This is a genomic window from Streptomyces nigrescens (genome assembly GCF_027626975.1).
Taxonomy (GTDB): domain Bacteria; phylum Actinomycetota; class Actinomycetes; order Streptomycetales; family Streptomycetaceae; genus Streptomyces; species Streptomyces nigrescens.
The window spans coordinates 1650709-1666922 of record NZ_CP114203.1 but is presented as its reverse complement, the minus strand read 5'-3'; the positions used below and the strand labels follow the sequence as shown (position 1 = coordinate 1666922).

Below are 16214 nucleotides of genomic sequence, written 5' to 3'. Positions count from 1 at the left end.
GCTTCGGCTGGCCTGCCGCTGCCGCCCTTCGTACGATCTGCCGATGACGAGCAACGACCGCTACCTCGCGCGCGGACCGCGGGTGGGCATCCGGCACTTCACCGCCGCCGACCGGGAAGAGTTCACCGCGCGGGCGCGGGAGAGCGCGGAGCTGCACAGCCCCTGGCTCTTCCCGCCCACCACGGACGCCGCGTACGACAGCTATCTGCTGCGGCTCCAGGAGCCGCAGCGCGAGGGGTTCTTGATCTGCGAGCTGGCCGACGGCCGGATCGCCGGCTACCTCACGGTCAACAACATCGTGCACGGCGCGTTCCGTTGTGGCGCGATCGGATACGGCGCCTTCGCGCATGCCGCCGGCCGCGGGCTGATGAGCGAGGGCCTGCGGCTCGTGCTGCACCACGCCTTCACGGCGATGGGGCTGCACCGGCTGGAGGTCAACATCCAGCCGGCCAACGAGCTGTCGATCGCCCTGGTCAAGCGGGCCGGGTTCCGGCTGGAGGGCTTCTCCCCGGACTTCCTCTTCATCGACGGCGCCTGGCGCGACCACGAGCGCTGGGCGATCACCGCCGAGATGGTCTCCGGGCAGGCGGAGTGATTCGATGTCCGCCATGACCCCTGACTTCCACCGCACCGTGCCGGTCTTCCGGATCTTCGACGTGGCCAAGGCCCATGAGTTCTACCTCGACTACCTCGGCTGCACGGTCGACTGGGAGCACCGCTTCGAGCCCGGTATGCCGCTCTACACCCAGGTGTCGCGCGGTGACCTCGTACTGCATCTGTCGGAGCACCACGGCGATGCGACACCCGGCTCCACGGTCTACACGGAGCTGACCGGGGTGCGTGCGCTGCACGCCGAGCTCGCCGGCAAGAACTACCCGTATCTGCGGCCCGGTCTGGAGCAGGACGAGATCGGGACCTCGCTCACGCTGACCGACCCCTTCGGCAACCGGCTGCGCTTCAACGAACCGGGCGCCGCCGCGCAGCCGTCCGACGGGGCCCCGGCTACCGGGACTTGCGGTTGATCTTCATGGTGTCCATGTCGGTGGCCGTGGACCGCAGGTCCCGGTAGCCCAGTCCGGCGGCCCGCAGCGCGGTCTCCGCCTTGTCCTCGGCCAGCGCGGCCGCCATCTCCTCGCCGTCCGCCGCGTCCGAGACGATGACATAGCGGTAGCTGAAGGAGTGCAGCGCGGTGTCGTACGCCAGCGAGCCCTCAGGCGTGAACTGCATCTGGGCCAGACCGTGCTCGTCCACCTCGGCCAGCAGCTTCTCCCGGGACCCGGCGGTCAGACCGTCCCACTTGCCGCGGACGATGACTCGGTAGGTGTGCTGGGTCGCCATGGGGGCCGTTTTCCGTTCCGCGGGTGTCAATGAGCCGAGTTGCCAGGCTATTTCGCCGGATCTTCCGGGGCCTCCCAATTTCCGGTGGGCCTATGTGACGATCACCGTATGCGCCGTACCGTACTGATCGATGCCCCCTCCAACCTGGGGCTGCGACCGCCCGCGCCCGGCACCGTTCCCGGCTGCTACAAGCTCGCGGGCGCACTGCGTGAACAGGGACTGCTGCGCCGGCTCGGTGCCCTGGAGGGCGGTGTGGTGGTCCCGCCGCGCTACGACCTGGGGGAGTGGAAGGAGGGCGACGGCGACTTCAACGCCGCGGCCCTCGCCGCCTACACGAGCCGGCTCGCGACCCGTATCGAGGGGCATGTGGGCAGCGGTGACTTCCCGGTGGTGCTGGGCGGTGACTGCAGCATCCTGCTCGGCGCGGTGCTCGCGCTGCGCCGGCTGGGGCGCTACGGCGTCGCCTACCTCGACGGGCACGGCGACTTCCGGCATCCCGGCAACACGGCGGTCTCCGGCCCGGTCGGGGCCGCGGCCGGGGAGGGCGTGGCACAGATCACCGGACGGGGCCAGGCGGATCTCACGGACCTCGACGGGCTGCGGCCGTACGTCCGCGACGAGGACGTGTGCGTCCTCGGCATCCGCGACGCGGACGAGGACCAGGAGGAGCTGACCGGCCTCGGCATCAGCCACGCCCCGGTCGGCGAGATCCGGCGGCGCGGCCCGGAGGCGGTGGCCCGTGAGGTCCTCACCCACTTCCAGCGCTCGCACCTCGACGGCTTCTGGATCCATCTCGACGCCGATGTCCTCGATCCGTCCGTCATGCCGGCCGTCGACAGCCCCGACCCCGGCGGTCTGCTCACCGGCGAACTCCGGTCGCTGCTGGGCCCGTTGGCCGCCTCACCGCGCTGCGTCGGCATCAACGTCACCATCTACGACCCGGACCGCGACCCCGAGGGGACCGGCGCGGTGCTGCTCGCCGAGCTCCTTGAGAGTGTCTTTGCGCAACCCTGACCTCGCCCCGCCCCCGGGAGCCCTGTGCAGAGCGGCGATCACGCGGTTCCATGGTCAACAGGAGGCCGCCGCAGCCGAGGTGGCCCGGTCCAGCATTGCGAGGCAGCCGTGGCCATGAGTGTGCGACGCACCACCCTGACCCTTCCCGCCGCCCCCCTCGGCCCGGACAACCCCCTCCCCGCGCTGCGCGCCGGCCAGGACCCGCACCACATCGAGGTCCCCCGGGACGCCGGTCTGCCCGCCGACATGGCGCGGCAGATCGGCTGTGCGCCGCTGCGCTCGATCCTGCCCGCCCCGCTGCGCGACGGCTACGGCCGGGCCCGCCGCAGCACCGACCTCGACGCGCTGGTCATCGAGAACGACCGGCTGCGCGCCACCGTCCTGCCCGGCCTCGGCGGCCGGGTGTACTCCCTGCACCACAAGCCCACCGACCGTGAACTCCTCTATCGCAACCCGGTGTTCCAGCCCGCCGCCTTCGCCCTCAACGGCGCCTGGTTCTCCGGCGGAATCGAGTGGAACATCGGCGCCACCGGCCACACCACCCTCTCCTGTGCCCCGCTGCACGCCGCCTGCGTCCCGGCGCCGGACGGCGGGGAGATGCTGCGGCTGTGGGAGTGGGAGCGGCTGCGCGATCTGCCCTTCCAGGTGGACCTGTGGCTGCCCGAGGGCTCCGACTTCCTCCATGTGGGCGTGCGGATCCGTAATCCGCACCACCACACCGTGCCGGTCTACTGGTGGTCCAACACCGCCGTGCCCGAAGGTGAGCGCACCCGCGTCCTGGCGCCCGCCGACGCGGCCTGGCACTTCGGCTACGAACGGACCCTGCGCCGCGTCCCGGTCCCCGAACACGACGGCACCGACCGCAGTTACCCGCTGCGCAGCACCTACCCCGCCGACTACTTCTACGACGTGCCCGACGGCGCCCGCCGCTGGGTCACCTCCCTCGACGCGGACGGCCGCGGTCTGGTGCAGACCTCCACCGACACCCTGCGCGGCCGCAAGCTGTTCCTGTGGGGCGCGGGGCGGGCCGGGCGGCGCTGGCAGCAGTGGCTCACCGAGCCGGGCACCGGCGGCTACGCCGAGATCCAGGCCGGTCTGGCCCGTACCCAGCTGGAGCATCTGCCGCTGGACGCCGGCGGCGAGTTCACCTGGCTGGAGGCGTACGGGCCGCTGGACGCCGACCCCGCGACGGTGCACGGTGCGGACTGGGGCGCGGCCCGCGAAGAGGTCGCGGCCCGGCTGCAGGCGGCCCTGCCCCGGGCGGATGTCGAGGCCGCGTACGCCGCCTGGCTGCCGTATGCCGATCAGGAACCGAAGGAGTCGCTGGCCACCGGCTCCGGCTGGGGCGCACTGGAGGTGGCCCGCACGGGTCTGGACCTGCCCGGTACGCCCTTCGGCCCGGCCACGCTGGGCGCGGAGCAGGAGCCGTGGCTGACGCTGCTGAGGACCGGGGACCTGCCGGCCGGCGGCCCCGTACCCGGACCGGTGCTGACCGCACCCGCCTGGCGCGACCTGCTGGAGTCCGCACCTCCCGGCCCGTCCACCGACTACCACCTGGGGCTCGCCCAGTGGCAGGCGGGCGACCGCGCCCAGGCCGTCCGCAGCTGGGAGCGGGCCCTCGGGCACGGTGCCGGCTGTCTGCCGCTGTACTGCCTGGCCGTTGCCGAGGCCACGGCGGGCGAGCCGGCGCGCGCCGCCGACCGGTATGCGCAGGCCTGCGCCGAGGCGGCCCGGGCGGCCTCGGCACCGGACCCGGCCGCCCGGGCCTGGCGGGTGGTGCTGCCGGCGCTCGCCCGGGAGGCGGTGCCCGCGCTGCTCGCGGCCGGCCGTACCGACGAGGCCGCGCAGCTGCTGGCGGACCTGCGGCCGGCCGACCCGGCCGACGGCCGCTTCCAGCTGCTGACCGCACAGGTGCTGCTCGCCCAGGGACAGCCCGTCGCGGCCCGGGAGATCTTCGAGGCCGGTTTCGAGATCGCCGGTCTGCGGGAGGGCGACGAGGTGCTCTGCGACACCTGGTACGCCATCGCCGAGCAACTGGTCGCGGGCGGCGGCCCGGTCACCGAGGAGGTCCGCGCCGCGGCCCGGTCCGCGCATCCGCTCCCGGAGCGCTACGAGTACCGGATGCGGCCGGTGTAGCCGGCGGCCGGCGGACGGCGCCCGGCGGACAGCGCCCGACGCCCGGGGGACGGCACCGTCCGCCGCCCCGCCCCGTCCGCCGTCAGGCCAGCGGCTTGTCGAGCACCGCCTTGGTGTGGCTGAAGGTGTCCAGCGAGTACTCGCCGTGGTAGCGCCCCATCCCGCTCTCGCCGACCCCGCCGAACGGCAGCTCGGGCGCGGTGAGATGGGCGACCGGCAGCCCGAAGGTGAGCGCGCCCGAGGAGGTCTCGGCCAGCAGCCGGCGCTTGGTGTCCTCGGACGCGGTGAACGCGTAGAGCGCCAGCGGCTTGTCCCGGTCGTTGATGAAGGCGATCGCAGCGTCCAGGTCGGGCACCGGCACGATGGGCAGGATCGGGCCGAAGATCTCCTCCTGCATCACCGGTGCGTCGGGGGCGACATCGGCGAGGACGGTGGGCGCCAGATAGCGCGCGGCGCGGTCGTGCGCACCGCCGATGACCGTGCGGCCGCTGTCGAGCAGGGCCGTCAGCCGGTCGAAGTGCCGTTCGTTGACGATCCGTCCGTACTCCTCGGCGCCGGCCGGATCGGCTCCGTACGTCTCGCGCACCGCCGCGGCGAGATGCGGCTCGATCTCCCGGGCGGTGTCACCGATCGCCAGGACGTAGTCGGGTGCCACACAGGTCTGGCCGGCGTTGAGGAACTTGCCGGTCACCAGCCGCCGGGCCGCCGCGGCCAGATCGGTGCCCGGGTCGAGGACGACCGGGCTCTTGCCGCCCAGCTCCAGCGTGACCGGGGTCAGATGCGGTGCGGCGGCGGCCAGCACGATCCGGCCGACGGTGCCGTTGCCGGTGTAGAAGATGTGGTCGAAGCGCTGGGCCAGCAGGGCGGTGGTCTCCGGGACGGCGCCCTCGACGACGGCCACCGCGTCGCTGTCCAGATAGCGCGGCAGCAGCCGGGCCAGGGCGGCCGAGGTGGCGGGGGCGAGTTCGCTGGGCTTGACGACGGCGCAGTTGCCCGCGGCCAGCGCGCCGACGAGCGGGGCGAGCGCCAGCTGCAGCGGATAGTTCCAGGGCGCGATCACCAGGACGACGCCGAGCGGTTCCCGGACGGTGTGCGCGGTCGCCGGGAGCAGTCGCTCGGGCAGCTCAGCGGGCCGCGGCTCCAGCCAGTCGTCGAGCCGGTCCAGGGTGTGGGCGATCTCGTGGAGGGTGAAGCCGATCTCGGTGCGATAGGCCTCCTCGGGGCCCTTGCCGAGGTCTTCGGCGAGCGCGGCGAGGAGATCGTCGCGGTGGTCGGTGAGCAGGGTGCGCAGGGCCGTCAGCTGGCCGCGCCGCCATTCCGGGGAGGCGGTGCGGTGGGTCGTGAAGGTGCGGCGGAGCCGGCCGACGACGGAGGCGGCGTCCAGGTCGGTGGTGTGGTTCTGAGGGGCCATGACGCCGAGGCTACACGAAACGAAAACATTTCGTTTCGTAATGCTGGCGGTAGACTCCCGGTGTGGCCGAACGCACCGAGAGCAACCAGACCGCGCCCCCCGAGGGGCAGCCCGCCCGTGGCCGGCCGCGGGACGCCGAACGCGACCGGGCACTGCTGGCGGCCACCCTCCAGGTCCTGCAGGAGAGCGGCTACGGCGGACTGACCACCGCGGCCGTCGCCAAGCGGGCCGGGGTGTCCACCGCGACCCTCTACCGCCGCTGGCGCTCCAAGGAGGATCTGGTCGTGGGCACCGCCGTCAGCTGGGCGAGCGACCTCGGTCCGCAGCCGGACACCGGCAGCCTCAGAGGCGACCTCGCCGTCCTGCTCCGGGACAAGGCGGAAACGCTGGAGGGCCCCGGCGGACGGCTGCTGCACATCCTGATCGGCGAGGCCGCGCACAACGAGGCGCTGGCCCGGGTCCTGGACTCCGCGATCGTCCAGCCGGTCCGCGACCGGGCCGCCGAGGTGGTGCGCCGCGCGGTCGCCCGCGGCGACATCCCGCCGCTGGAGGATGCCCATGTGCTGGCCGATCTCGTCGTCGGCTCCATGGTCAGCCGCCTCTTCCTGACCCCCGACGTGACCTACCAGGGCGCTACGGACGGCCCCACCTCCGGTGAGGCGGCGATCAGCGAACTCCTCCCGTTCCTGCTGCGCGCCCTGGGGGCACAGCCCGGCTGAGGGGCCGGGGCGGGGCCGCTGGACAGGCTTTCCGGCCTGCCGGCAGCGCGCTCCACCATGAGCGGCGGCCGCCCGTCCCGGTCTCCGAGGTCTCAGCGGACCGCGGCGATACGAGTGAGGGCCTCGGTGAGCGTCTGCGGTGCGCAGCCGAAGTTCAGCCGCGCGAAGCCGTGGCCGGAAGGGCCGTAGCGGTGACCGGCGTTGAGGGCGACCCGGGCGGCGGCAAGGAGACGCGCGGTGGGATCGTCGCCCCAGCCGAGGGCGCGGAAGTCGAGCCAGGCCAGAAAGCCTGCCTGCGGCTGCCGGTAGCGCACGTCGGGGAGCAGCTTCTCCAACAGGTCCGCCAGCAGCCCCCGGTTGTGGTCGAGCACCTCCAGGGCGTCGGCGAGCCAGGGGCCGCCGTCGTTGAACGCGGCCACCGTGGCGAGCACTCCGAGGTGCCCGGTGCGATAGAGCGAGTGGGGCGACAGGCGGTCGACATACCGCCTCGGCGCCGGATCGGCGGTGACGACGACGGCCGCCTTGAGCCCGGCCAGATTCCAGCCCTTGCTGGCCGACAGGAACGAGAACCCCCAGCGCCTCGCCTCGTCCGACACCGACAGGAACGGGACGAACTCGGCCCCCGGCAGCACGAGCGGGGCATGGATCTCGTCGGACAGCACATGAACGCCGTATCTGTCGGCCAGCTCGGCGAGCACGGCCAACTCCTCACGCCGGTGCACCAGGCCCACCGGATTGTGCGGATTGCACAGCAGATACGCCGTGGCGTGGTCGGCGAAGGCCCGTTCCAGAGCGTCCGGATCGAGCTGCCACCCATGTGGTCCGTGGGCCAGCGGTGCCTCCACCACGTGGGCCCCGACCTCACGTATCCACCAGGCGAACGGCTCGTACACCGGAGGGCTGATCACCACCCGGTCACCCGCGCTGACGACCCGGCGCAGGACCTCGACCATACCGATCCCGACATCGGCGACGGTGCGCACCTCGTCGGCGTCGATCCGCCAATCCCAGCTGCGCCGGGCGTAGTTGGCCACCGCGTCCGCCAGCTCGCGGGTCGGCGCCGCATAACCGGTGTCCGACCGGTCGACCGCCTCATGGAGGACCCTGGCGACCGGCTCCGCCAGCGGGAAGTCCATCTCCGCGACCGGGAGGGGCAGGACGTCGTCCGGGAAGGTCCGCCATTTCGCGCTCCGGCGCTTCCGCAGTTCCGCGAGAGGGGGGATCGAAAGATTGCCCATGAGGGGGACTCCTGACGGTGGGCCTGGTCTGCCGTAGTTCCTCGATGATCGGCGCCGCGGGGAGCCGTCCGCTTCCGATAAATTGACAAGCAATGCCGAAAAGCCGCCACGCCCCGCGCATGACCACGGGCCTGCGCCCCCTGCCCGCCGGTACCGGCGTCGACGCGCACCGCCATGACGAGCACCAGATCGTCTACGCCGGCCGCGGCGTACTGTCCGTCACCACCGAGGCGGGCAGCTGGATCGCGCCCGCCACCCGGGCCGTCTGGATCCCGGCCGGCACCGTCCACGAGCACCACGCCCATGGCGACACCGACCTCCATCTGGTGGCACTGCCGGTGCGGGACAACCCGCTGCGCCTGGACCGGCCCGCGGTCCTCAAGGTCGGCCCGCTGCTGCGCGAGCTGATCCTCGCCTACACCGAGCGGCCCGCCGACCGCGGCGCCGAACGCCGCCGCCTCCGGGCCGTCCTGCTCGACCAGCTCCGCCACTCGGCCGAACAGCCCCTCCATGTACCCGCCGCCACCGACCCGCGGCTGGTCGCGGTGTGTGCCCTGCTCCGCGACGACCCGGCCGACAACCGGACCCTGGCGCAACTCGGCGCCACGGCCGGTGTCAGCGACCGCACCCTCACCCGGCTGTGCCGAGCCGAATTCGGCATGAGCTTCCCGCAATGGCGCACCCAGCTGCGTCTGCACCACGCCCTGCGCCTGCTGGCCGAGGACACCCCCGTCACCGTCGTGGCACACCGCTGCGGCTGGGCCTCCAGCAGCGCCTTCATCGACGTGTTCCGCCGGGCCTTCGGCCACACTCCCGGCGCCCACCGCGCCCACCGCGCCCACCACGCCCACCGCGCCCAGCGCTGACCACACCGGCCGAGCCCGCTCCGCCCGGTCCCCGCGCGCTTCGTACGCCATTTCGGTGACCGTCGGCGCGACCGTGGAATGAACCCCGGTCGTCACGCGTTGTAGCGGACCATGAAGGCAATCATCGCAAACAGCTACGGCGGCCCCGAGGTCCTCGAATACACCGACCACCCCGATCCGAAGGTGGGCCCGGACTCCTTCCTGATCCGGGTCAAGGCGGCCGGCGTCAATCCGGTGGACTGGAAGATCCTCGCGGGCTATCTGGACCCGATGATGGACTGCCACTTCCCGCTCATCCCCGGGTGGGACGTGGCGGGCGTGGTCGAGGCGGTCGGCGCGGACGCCACCGAGTACGCGGTCGGCGACGAGGTCATCGGCTATGTCCGCAAGGACGAGGTCCAGCACGGCACCTTCGCCGAGCTGGTCGCCGCCCCGGTCAGGACCCTGGCACGCAAGCCGGCATCGCTCAGCTGGCAGCAGGCCGCCGGACTTCCGCTCGCCGGACTGACGGCCTATCAGGCGCTCGGCCGGGTCGGTGTGACGGCGGGCGAGACCGTTCTGGTGCATGCCGCCGCGGGCGGCGTCGGCTCGCTCGCCGTCCAGATCGCGGTCGCGCAGGGAGCGCGCGTCATCGGCACGGCCGGCGAGCACAATCACGAGTTCCTGCGGTCCCTGGGCGCCGAACCGGTCACATACGGTGACGGTCTCGCCGACCGGGTGCGCGAGCTGGCACCCGAAGGCGTCGATGCGGCCGTGGACTTCGTCGGCGGTGGCGTCGTGGAGGTCTCGCAGGAACTGCTCAAGGACCGTGGCCGGGTGGCCTCCATCGCCGACGGCGAGGTGAAGGCGAAGGGCGGCCACATGGTGTGGGTCCGTCCGGACACCGCCGACCTGACGGCCCTCGGCGCGCTCGCGGACGCCGGCAAGCTGACGGTGCCGGTCGCGGCGACCTTCCCCCTGACCGAAACGGCCGAGGCATTCCGGCAGAGCATGACGGGACGGACCCGCGGCAAGATCGTGCTGGACGTGTCCTGAGGCGGGGGGCGTTACCCGGCCATGGAGTGAGCCGGTCTCATCGAGGTGACGGCGCCCGCCCCGGCTCCGCGGGCGGGGGCCACACCGTCGTCCGCCTTGGGCGACACCAGCGTCCTCGCCCCCCGCATGCTCACCAGCCGGCTTCGCGGCGACCGACAGAGCCGGGCATGGCTACCGATGCCGCACCGTCGCAGGCCCGTCGTCGCAGGCCCGTCGGTCACAGGCCCGTCGAACACAGGCCCGTCGGTCACAGGCCCGTCGGTCACAGACCCGTCGGCCTCAGGTGCAGAGGGCGGCGTCGAGGAGGGCCAGGACATCGCCGGGCCCCTGCTCGGTGGGCGGTCCGTCGGCGGTGACGGCGACCGTGACGGCGCGGCCGTCATCGGTGACACCGGTGCGTGTGGCGTAGCCGGGGATGTCCCCGCCATGCCCCCACGACCGGCCGCCGCAGCTCAGCGGCGCGCTGGTCACCCCCAGCCCGTACCGGACGCCGGGCCCGATACCGGCACTCTCGGGGACCTTGACGGTGGTGCGCATCTGGGCGAGCTGCGCGGGTTCGAGCAGCTCGCCGTCGAGCAGGGCGGTGAAGAAGCGGTTCAGGTCGCTCGGGGTGGAGATGACCTGTCCGGCGGCCCAGCCCCAGGACGGGTCCAGCTCCGTGATGTTCTCCAGCGGTCTGCCGGGCTTCGCGGCGAAGTAGCCCTGAGGGTGCGCTTCCCGGATGCCCTCGTCGCCCACGCCGGGGAAGTAGGTGTGGCGCAGCCCGGTCCGGTCGATGACCCGCCGGGTGAGCTGCTCGGCGAGCGGGCGGCCGGTGACCTTCTCGATGAGCAGCCCGGCCAGGACGTAGTTGGTGTTGCTGTACGCCCAGCTGGTCCCGGGAGCGAACACCGCCTTGTGCGCCAGCGCCGTATCGAGCAGGGCGCGGGGCCGGACGTAGGTGTGGCGGGCCGTGCCGGTGGGGTCAGGGATGAAGTCGGTGTAGTCGGGCAGTCCGCTGGTGTGCTGCAGCAGCTGACGTACCGTGATGCGGCGTCCGTCGATGCCCTCGCCGCGCACCAGGCCCGGCAGATACCGCTCGATGGGAGCGTCGAGAGCGACCTTGCCTTCGCCGGCCAGCTGGAGGACGACCGTGGCGGTGAACGCCTTGGTGTTGCTCCCCGCCCGCACCTGCCCGTCGACCGGCACCTTCGCTCCGGTCCGCAAGTCCGCGACCCCGGCGGTGAAGTGGTGGACGCGCCCGTCACGCCCGACGGTGGAGGCCAGGGCGGCGGGGTACCGGTCCTCGTGCACCAGACGGTCCAGCCCCTCCCGCACGGCATCACCGGAGCCATCGGCCCGCGTCGCGGACGAGGGCAGTGCGCCGCCCACGGCCAGAGCCGCAGCCATCACGGCGCCCATCGCGATCACCCGCCGCCGCCCGGACGCTGAGACACGCACACGCCGCACCCCACGAGAACGATCGAGCATGGGGAACCCTCCTTGTGCACCCTGCTGGGCACCTCGCGCATCCGACCCGTTCAGCCTGCGCATTCGAGGTCCACTGAACCATCCGGACAGCAGGCCCATGCACGGTAGAGGCACCCCCCGGACCTCGGGCATCCGTTCACCGTTGCCTCACTCGCCTTACTCGTCTCACTCATCTCACCCGCCACATTCGCGTAGATGTTCTTCAGGGTCACCTGGCATGATCACGGCGTGACCGGTGAGATGGTGCGGCCCGACCCCAGGAAGTGTGTCCTCCTCGATGTCGACGGCACGTTGATCGACGCCGTGGACAACCAGCGCCGGGTCTGGGCAACGTGGGCCGGGCGATACGGATTGGACGCGGCGGAGGTGCGCGGGCGATTCGCTCGGACCGGTCTGCCGGTCCCGCCCGTCATCGTGGATGCCGCCGCGGTGGAAGAGGGCAAACCCTCACCCGTGCCCTACCTCCTGGCCGCCGGGCAGCTCGGTGCCCGGCCCGAGGACTGCCTGGTCATCGAGGACGCCCCGTCCGGAGTCGAAGCAGGTCTCCGGGCCGGCATGACGGTGTGGGGTGTCAACTCCGCGGCCGCGGTGGCCGGTGTGCACCGTCACTTCACGAGCCTGCGCGAAGCGGTCCCCGCCATCCTCGCCTTCGCCCGGCCGGAGGAGGCGACCGGAGTGGGATGAGCCCCGCCGGAATTCACCTACCTGACCAAGGCCGGGCATCGCCTACGACCACCGACCAGGACTTGGGAATTGCCCGTCCTAGGCGTCCGCGTCCTGCTTCCGGTCGACGTACTCGAAGACCGAACCGTCCGGGTGGCGGGCCACCAGGTTGCGGCCGATCGGTGTGGGCAGGGGGCCGGCGATGATGTCCGCGCCGACCGCCTTCAGGTCGGCCACCGCGTCGTCCACGTCCTTGACGGCGAGCGTCGCCGTGATCTTCCGTAGCACCGACAACTCCGCCTCGGGGCCGCTCATCAGGAAGAAGCACCCGACGGCCGCGACCGCCACCCCGCCGCGCTGGAAGCGGATGGCCTCGGCCCCGGTCAGCCGTTCGTAGACGCCGATCGCGGAATCCAGATCACTGACGCACACCCGCAATGAGGTCCCCAGAATGTCCATACGGACCACCCTAGTTGGGGGACCTGCCGGTGCGCGATCACTTGGCCATGATCAGCCCGCTCTTCGCCGCGCCCCGGGACAGCACGATGTCCCGGATGCTGTCCCGGGCCCGTGCGTAGTCGCTGCGCCCGGGCTGCGCGGCCAGCGCCGCGTTGAGGTTCACGACCCGGAAACCGTCGTTGACGTCGGTGAGTTGGGGGAGGAACTCCGCCTTGCGGACCGTCCAGCGCCCGCCGGGAGCGGTCGGTCCGGCGAAGGTGAAGCGGGCCATCGAGCTCTGGTTGCCGCGGCCGTCCGGCCGGTCGCTGTGGTTGAACATATGGCCCGCGAGCTGGTCGCCCATCCCGTAGACGACCCAGGTGCCGTTGACCTTCTCGTAGGCCTGCGGGACATGCGCATGAGTGCCCAGGATCAGATCGATGTCGGGCCTTCCCGCGGTGCGTGCCGCGGTCAGCGCGCGGGCCAGGGTGCGCTGTTGTTCGTCCGGCGGCTGCTGCCACTCCGTGCCCCAGTGGATGCTGACGACGACCACATCCGCACCGGCCCGGCGGGCGGCGCGGGCATCGGCGAGGATCTTCTTCCGGTCGATCAGATTGACCGCCCAGGGCGCCTTGCCGGGCAGCGGGATGCCATTGGTGCCGTAGGTGTACGAGAGCTGGGCGACCTTCGCGGGGCCGGCCCGCAGCAGCGTGACCCGGGAGGCCTCGGTGGCGGAGCGGGCCGAGCCGGCATGGCGCAGACCGACCGCGTCCATGGCGCCGAGGGTGCGGTGCACCCCGTCGGCGCCGTCGTCGAGGGTGTGGTTGGAAGCGGTGGAGCAGGAGTCGTAGCCGGCGTCCTTGAGGGCGGCCGCGACCTGGGGCGGGGACTTGAAGCTGGGGTAGCCGGTGAACGGCCCGCCGTCCCTGCCGTAGATCGTCTCCATATGGCAGATCGCCAGGTCGGCGCCGGAGACCACCGGTTTCACCCCGGCGAGCATGGCGCGGAAGTCATGGCCCTGGCCGTGCGCATCGGCGCCGGACCGCCGGATGATCTCGCTGTGCGGCAGTACATCGCCGGTGGCCAGGAGGGTGAAGCCGGCCGTGGCGGAGGCCCGCGCGCCGCCCGGCGGGGAGGGCGGCGCGGAGCGTGTGGGGCCGGCGGACTGCTGGGTGCCGCAGCCCGCCGCCAGGAGGGTCAGCGCCGCTATCGCGGCCAGGCGTCGTTGTGGGGTCACGCCCCATCCATACCGGGATTAATAGGATTTATCTGCCGGGGAGGGGGTGCGGCTGGGCCGTCGGAGGGATGAGCGGAGGGCCGGTCCGGCCGGGCGGTCCGCGGCGGTGGGGGCCGCGGGACCGCGTGGCCGGTGTCGGGGTGAGCGGTCCGTCAGCGCCGGGCGCGGTGCGCCGCGGTCAGACGCGGCAGAGGATCTCGCCGTGCAGGACGCCGAACCAGCCGTCCTCGTCGGCTCCCCAGGTCCGCCAGGCCTGCGCGATCCGGTGCAACTGCTCCGCCGTGGCGTGCCCGCCGTCCACCGCGATCTGTGCGTACGAGGAGCTGACCGTACGGTCCGCCCACAACTCGCTCCACCAGGACCGCTCCTCGGGCGTACGGAAGAGCCAGGTGGCGGCCGTGGCGGTGATCGCGTCCGGGGCGAAACCGGCCTGCCGCGCCCAGGCCTGCAGCCGGCGTCCGGCGTCCGGCTCGCCCCCGTTGCCGCGGGCCACCCGCTGGTACAGGCGCTGCCATTCGGTCATCCCGTCGCTCTCCGGGTACCAGGTCATCGCCGCGTAGTCCGAATCGCGGACGGCGACGATCCCGCCGGGCTCGGTGACCCGGCGCATCTCGCGCAGCGCCTGGACCGGGTCGCCCACGTGCTGCAGGACTTGATGGGCGTGCACCACACAGAAGGTGTCATCGGGGTAGTCCAGTGCGTGGACATCCCCCACCGCGAAGCGGACGTTGGTCAGCCCGCGGGCGTCGGCCGTGGCGCGCGCCTGCTCCAGGACGTCCGGCGCCTGCTCCAGGCCGGTGACCTGCCCCTCCGGCACCAGTGCGGCCAGATCGGCGGTGATGGTGCCGGGGCCGCAGCCGATGTCCAGGATCCGCATGTGCGGACGCAGTGCGCCGAGCAGGTATCCGGCCGAGTTGGCGGCGGTGCGCCAGGTGTGGGAGCGCAGTACGGACTCGTGGTGCCCATGGGTGTAGACGGCGGATTCCTGCGGCATGGCCGGCTCCTTCACATGCGTCGGAGGGCGGCCGGGCGGCGCACCACAGCACCCCCGGCCGCCGCCCGGGCGACCGCTCGAACCGCGCCGCGGCCGCCCCTCGGTGTGGTGTCCACACCGTACGCCGCCATCCCGAATGATGAGAGTGGCATCTCATCATTCGGGCAGCAGGCGGTAGACCGTCAGCTCCTCGTTCTGCTTCTCCAGCGTCAACTCGCTTGGCGCAGGGGCCACTTCGCCATCGAAGGCCAGTGTGGTGCCCTCGGGGAGGTCGCTGATCCGCAGCCGGGACAGCCGCGCCTCACCGAGTACCGGAGAGCTGCGCGGGGTGCCCGTCAGGGCCGCGAGGAGCAGCCGGGTGCGAGCCAGCCGCCCGCCGTGCACCACCCGCACATCGAGCACCCCGTCCGCCAGATCGTGCCGCCGCACCGGCGCGAACCCCAGCCCCCGGTACTGGCAGTTGCCGACGAACAGCAGCCATACGGCGCGCCGCTCGCCATTGATCCGTACGGTCAGCGGCTCGGCGGTGCGCAGCACCTCCCACGCCGCCAGCACCCCGGCGGGCCAGGCGCCGATCCGGCCCGCCCACCGCTCGCGGATCCGCACCAGCTCCGGATACGCGCCGATCGAGAAGGTGTTGAGGAACTGCCGCCCCTCCAGATGCGGGCCGGCCCGGAAGCGCGCCACATCCACCGCGACGGCCTCACCGGTCTCCACGGCGCGTGCCGCCGACGCATAGGTCTCGATGCCCAGGTCGTACGCGAAGTGGTTCAGCGTGCCGCCGGGCAGCACCGCGAGCGGCAGTCCGTGCCGTACCGCGACCGCCGCCGCGGCATTGACGGTGCCGTCCCCGCCGAGCACCCCCAGCGCACCGCCCAGTGTCCTGGCCCGCTCCGCGGCGTCCTCCAGGGCCTTGTCCAGCGACGGCCCGTCCGGATCCCCGCACACCGTCACCTCGGCCTGCGGCAGCACCCCGTGCACCTCCTCGGCCCGGTCCGGGCGGGGGCCCGAACGCTGCCCCGACCTCTGGTTCGCCACCACGACCAGACCGCGGCCGCGCGGCAGTGCGGGCGCCTCCGCGCGCGGCCGGGCGGGCGGCGCCAGCTGGGCGCGGGTCGGTGCGAAACCGCGCACCGCGAACGCCGCCCCGGCCCCCAGCGCGGCACCCGCCAGCACATCACCCGGATAGTGCACGCCCGTATAGACGCGGGAGAACGCCACCGACGCGGCGACCGGCGCCAGCGCCAGCCCCCACCACTTGTTCTCCATGGCCACACCGGTCGCGAACGCCACCGCCGAGGCCGCGTGCCCGGAGGGGAAGGACGAGGTGATGGGCTGGCGGTGCAGCTGCCGTATCACCGGCACCGCTTCCAGCAGCGGGCGCTGCCGCCGTACGGAGCGCTTGCCGAGGGTGTTCACCGTCGCCGACGCCACGGCCAGCGAGGCCACTCCGCGCAGCGCGGCCCGACGCATCGGCCGGCCGCCCAGCGCGGCCGCACCGGCCGCGAGGCCGAACCACAGCAGCCCGTGGTTGGCGCTCCGGGTCAGCCGGGGCAGCACCCGCTGCGCGCCCGGCCATTCGCGCGCGGCAATCAGGTCAAAGGTCCGCCGGTCGAGATGGGTCAGTAGCGATCGCATGCGCCACCTTGTACCCC

At 72.7% G+C, this 16214-nt stretch carries 16 protein-coding genes; 8 read left to right on the top strand and 8 right to left on the bottom strand.

Features of this window, described 5'->3' with window-relative positions:
* Positions 1–43: 43 nt before the first annotated feature.
* Together STRNI_RS07535 and STRNI_RS07530 are read left to right on the top strand one after the other, a co-directional pair.
* On the top strand, positions 44–595 hold the full coding sequence (locus STRNI_RS07535; protein WP_018090493.1) for a GNAT family N-acetyltransferase: 552 nt from the start codon (positions 44–46) through the stop codon (positions 593–595).
* A 13-nt stretch (positions 596–608) separates the two neighbouring features.
* Positions 609–1022, top strand: a complete 414-nt coding sequence (locus STRNI_RS07530) for a glyoxalase superfamily protein (RefSeq protein WP_109896697.1) — start codon at positions 609–611, stop codon at positions 1020–1022.
* Here STRNI_RS07530 and STRNI_RS07525 read toward each other — a convergent pair.
* Positions 1003–1338, bottom strand: a complete 336-nt coding sequence (locus tag STRNI_RS07525) for a DUF6204 family protein (protein ID WP_266442843.1) — start codon at positions 1336–1338, stop codon at positions 1003–1005. The genes STRNI_RS07530 and STRNI_RS07525 overlap by 20 nt on opposite strands.
* Before the next feature lie 108 nt (positions 1339–1446).
* On the opposite strand from STRNI_RS07525, the gene STRNI_RS07520 reads away from it, so the two are divergent.
* Positions 1447–2352, top strand: coding sequence for an arginase family protein (locus STRNI_RS07520; protein ID WP_277410786.1), 906 nt, complete (start codon positions 1447–1449; stop codon positions 2350–2352).
* Between the two features lie 108 nt (positions 2353–2460).
* Positions 2461–4488: a DUF5107 domain-containing protein gene (locus STRNI_RS07515; RefSeq protein ID WP_277410785.1), complete on the top strand. Its 2028-nt coding sequence runs from the start codon at positions 2461–2463 to the stop codon at positions 4486–4488.
* Between the two features lie 82 nt (positions 4489–4570).
* Here the strand turns inward: STRNI_RS07515 and STRNI_RS07510 are convergent, their stop codons facing one another.
* The gene (locus STRNI_RS07510; RefSeq protein ID WP_277410784.1) at positions 4571–5899 is read right to left on the bottom strand and encodes an aldehyde dehydrogenase family protein; all 1329 of its coding nucleotides are present in this window, start codon (positions 5897–5899) and stop codon (positions 4571–4573) included.
* A 62-nt stretch (positions 5900–5961) separates the two neighbouring features.
* On the opposite strand from STRNI_RS07510, the gene STRNI_RS07505 reads away from it, so the two are divergent.
* Complete coding sequence (locus tag STRNI_RS07505; protein ID WP_093645367.1) at positions 5962–6618, top strand: TetR/AcrR family transcriptional regulator; 657 nt, start codon at positions 5962–5964, stop codon at positions 6616–6618.
* Between the two features lie 92 nt (positions 6619–6710).
* Here STRNI_RS07505 and STRNI_RS07500 read toward each other — a convergent pair whose 3' ends face one another.
* On the bottom strand, positions 6711–7856 hold the full coding sequence (locus STRNI_RS07500) for a MalY/PatB family protein (protein ID WP_277410783.1): 1146 nt from the start codon (positions 7854–7856) through the stop codon (positions 6711–6713).
* 92 nt (positions 7857–7948) lie between these two features.
* Here STRNI_RS07500 and STRNI_RS07495 point away from each other — a divergent pair, with 92 nt between their 5' ends.
* Positions 7949–8722, top strand: a complete 774-nt coding sequence (locus STRNI_RS07495) for an AraC family transcriptional regulator (protein WP_277410782.1) — start codon at positions 7949–7951, stop codon at positions 8720–8722.
* Positions 8723–8833: 111 nt separating this feature from the next.
* Positions 8834–9757 (top strand): NADP-dependent oxidoreductase, encoded by a 924-nt coding sequence (locus STRNI_RS07490; RefSeq protein WP_159485134.1) that lies wholly within the window; start codon positions 8834–8836, stop codon positions 9755–9757.
* Positions 9758–10036: 279 nt separating this feature from the next.
* Here the strand turns inward: STRNI_RS07490 and STRNI_RS07485 are convergent, their stop codons facing one another.
* Positions 10037–11206, bottom strand: coding sequence for a serine hydrolase domain-containing protein (locus STRNI_RS07485; protein WP_277413211.1), 1170 nt, complete (start codon positions 11204–11206; stop codon positions 10037–10039).
* A 249-nt stretch (positions 11207–11455) separates the two neighbouring features.
* On the opposite strand from STRNI_RS07485, the gene STRNI_RS07480 reads away from it, so the two are divergent.
* On the top strand, positions 11456–11911 hold the full coding sequence (locus STRNI_RS07480; protein WP_277410781.1) for an HAD family hydrolase: 456 nt from the start codon (positions 11456–11458) through the stop codon (positions 11909–11911).
* Positions 11912–11989: 78 nt separating this feature from the next.
* Here the strand turns inward: STRNI_RS07480 and STRNI_RS07475 are convergent, their stop codons facing one another.
* From STRNI_RS07475 to STRNI_RS07460, 4 genes are all read right to left on the bottom strand, one after another.
* The gene (locus STRNI_RS07475; RefSeq protein ID WP_026169783.1) at positions 11990–12349 is read right to left on the bottom strand and encodes a VOC family protein; all 360 of its coding nucleotides are present in this window, start codon (positions 12347–12349) and stop codon (positions 11990–11992) included.
* 37 nt (positions 12350–12386) lie between these two features.
* Positions 12387–13565 (bottom strand): CapA family protein, encoded by a 1179-nt coding sequence (locus STRNI_RS07470; RefSeq protein ID WP_277410780.1) that lies wholly within the window; start codon positions 13563–13565, stop codon positions 12387–12389.
* 178 nt (positions 13566–13743) lie between these two features.
* Entirely contained in the window at positions 13744–14559 is an 816-nt protein-coding gene (locus tag STRNI_RS07465; protein ID WP_277410779.1) for a class I SAM-dependent methyltransferase, read from the bottom strand.
* A gap of 156 nt (positions 14560–14715) precedes the next feature.
* Entirely contained in the window at positions 14716–16197 is a 1482-nt protein-coding gene (locus STRNI_RS07460) for a phosphatase PAP2 family protein (protein ID WP_093645382.1), read from the bottom strand.
* Between the last annotated feature and the right edge of the window lie 17 nt (positions 16198–16214).

Bases quoted from the DNA above. Each gene is read 5' to 3' on its own strand.
- STRNI_RS07465 (WP_277410779.1), bottom strand. From the start codon at position 14,559: ATGCCGCAGGAATCCGCCGTCTACACCCATGGGCACCACGAGTCCGTA.
- STRNI_RS07510 (WP_277410784.1), bottom strand. From the start codon at position 5,899: ATGGCCCCTCAGAACCACACCACCGACCTGGACGCCGCCTCCGTCGTC.
- STRNI_RS07500 (WP_277410783.1), bottom strand. From the start codon at position 7,856: ATGGGCAATCTTTCGATCCCCCCTCTCGCGGAACTGCGGAAGCGCCGG.
- STRNI_RS07495 (WP_277410782.1), top strand. From the start codon at position 7,949: ATGCCGAAAAGCCGCCACGCCCCGCGCATGACCACGGGCCTGCGCCCC.
- STRNI_RS07475 (WP_026169783.1), bottom strand. From the start codon at position 12,349: ATGGACATTCTGGGGACCTCATTGCGGGTGTGCGTCAGTGATCTGGAT.
- STRNI_RS07460 (WP_093645382.1), bottom strand. From the start codon at position 16,197: ATGCGATCGCTACTGACCCATCTCGACCGGCGGACCTTTGACCTGATT.
- STRNI_RS07520 (WP_277410786.1), top strand. From the start codon at position 1,447: ATGCGCCGTACCGTACTGATCGATGCCCCCTCCAACCTGGGGCTGCGA.
- STRNI_RS07535 (WP_018090493.1), top strand. From the start codon at position 44: ATGACGAGCAACGACCGCTACCTCGCGCGCGGACCGCGGGTGGGCATC.
- STRNI_RS07530 (WP_109896697.1), top strand. From the start codon at position 609: ATGACCCCTGACTTCCACCGCACCGTGCCGGTCTTCCGGATCTTCGAC.
- STRNI_RS07490 (WP_159485134.1), top strand. From the start codon at position 8,834: ATGAAGGCAATCATCGCAAACAGCTACGGCGGCCCCGAGGTCCTCGAA.
- STRNI_RS07525 (WP_266442843.1), bottom strand. From the start codon at position 1,338: ATGGCGACCCAGCACACCTACCGAGTCATCGTCCGCGGCAAGTGGGAC.